A 1,787-nucleotide genomic window follows, 5' to 3' on the forward strand; every position below is an offset into this window, starting at 1 on the left:
ACTATTATTAATTAATTCTTCTACAACTTGAAGTGAGTTATCCGTACTACCGTCATTAACAACAATCACTTCAAAATCCGCATAATATTTTTTATCTACTTGTTTAAATGATTCTATGCACTTAGTAATATATTGTTCAATATTATACATTGGTACTATGATTGTTACTAATTTATCGTACATTTCATTCTCCCGTCATTTTTTCTATCAATTCAATCCATTGTTTAGTAATTTTCTTTTTATTGAATTTATCAGTATCTAACATCGCATTTTGCGAAAAGCCTAATCTCAATTCATTTTTTTCAATTAATTCTATTATTTTTTGACTCATTTGATTTATATCAAAATTCTCAATTAGATACCCATTTTCTCCATCCAATACGATTTCTGCTGGCCCAGTGGGACAATTAAAACTGACAATAGGTAGTCCATACTGTTTGGCCTCTAAAAGAACTAAGGGAAGTCCTTCGTAACGGGAAGTCATTACATAAATAGCATGGTCTGGATAAATATTATCTGTACCTTTCACATTCCCCTTAAACTGAACTTGTGGCAAAACGCCACCTTTATCCAATTCCTTTATCAAATCTTGTTTAATTTGATCATTGCCCGAGCCATATATATCCCATTGCCAATCCGGATATCTTGATAATACCTTGATTGCGACTCTCGATAAATAGTCATAACCTTTTTGCTTGTGAAATCTACCGACAGTAATTAGTTTTTTAGAATAAAGATTATATTTTTTTTCTACATCTATAGAATTTATCCAATTATAAATGTAATCAACTCTTTTGGGGTTTATCTTATATTTTTTTATATAATTATTTCTATCAACAGTAGTTAGTGTAATTATCTTATCTGCAAGTTTGGCTCCAACATATCTTTGAAGTTTTTTCATAGTAGTGTCTATATCTACGATAGAATTAGTATGATCACAAGAAATAAATTTAATATCCAATCCAATAGTACTCGCAATACCCACACTATTCATTCCCATTCCGATACCCAAAAGCAATTTAATATCGTTCTCTTTAATATATTTTCTTAATAACTTCACTGCTTTAAAAAAATTCTTACGTATTGATATTTTTTTAGAAGATAAATTTTTATAATGAACTCTATTACTTAATGGAAAAAATATGTCTTCTGTACTTACAACCGAAATTAGATGTACTTCGTACACTTTTGATAATTCATTAGCAAGATCTGTGGAAACTTTCAAGCCACCATCTGTACCATCTATAATCCACTTAACTAAAGCTATTTTCTTCATTAATTACCCCTGTACATTTAATTCTTCAAAATGTGCTACTCTATCCTCTTCTTTTGGAAGCTTCATATAGTCTCCATAAATGTGCTTTAGATATGAATCAAAAACTTCAGGGCAATTCAATTGTAGTTCTTCAAAATCTAATTTTATTCCGCTACCAAATATAGTTTTATCCACAATCTCTTTTTTACGATAACGTCCTAAAATATTTCCTACGTAAGTACTACTTTCAAAATCATACGTTTCAGCAATACTATGTATTTTCTCAACTATTTGTTCAGTTGGCAAAAGCTTACTGATACCAATCATTTTCATAAGCCACACAATAGAATTACCTACAAATCCCCGATCAACAATATTTAATTGATTAACAATTGATAATTTATACAATGTTCGATAGAATACAAATTTTGATAAAAATATATTTCTTAACAACTTATTATTTGGAGTACCATCTAATGGAAATAAGTCAATGTAAATTTCATATGATTTATTCCCAATTATGACCTTATCC

The 1,787-nt window shown here is 29.0% G+C and carries 3 protein-coding genes; all 3 read right to left on the reverse strand.

Features of this window, described 5'->3' with window-relative positions; genetic code table 11:
- Positions 1 to 183, reverse strand: a 183-nt coding sequence (locus tag D8837_RS09195; protein WP_142999009.1) for a glycosyltransferase family 2 protein, incomplete at its 3' end; no start/stop codon positions are given.
- Position 184: 1 nt separating this feature from the next.
- Positions 185 to 1,276 carry a glycosyltransferase family 4 protein gene (locus tag D8837_RS09200; RefSeq protein ID WP_045604975.1) on the reverse strand — a complete coding sequence of 364 codons (1,092 nt, stop codon included), beginning with the start codon at positions 1,274 to 1,276 and terminating at the stop codon, positions 185 to 187.
- 3 nt (positions 1,277 to 1,279) lie between these two features.
- Positions 1,280 to 1,787 (reverse strand): LicD family protein (locus D8837_RS09205; protein WP_142999010.1); only part of this gene is annotated, 508 nt, incomplete at its 5' end.

The sequence above is a fragment of the Streptococcus mitis genome, from assembly GCF_003942965.1.
GTDB classification, from domain to species: domain Bacteria; phylum Bacillota; class Bacilli; order Lactobacillales; family Streptococcaceae; genus Streptococcus; species Streptococcus mitis_BH.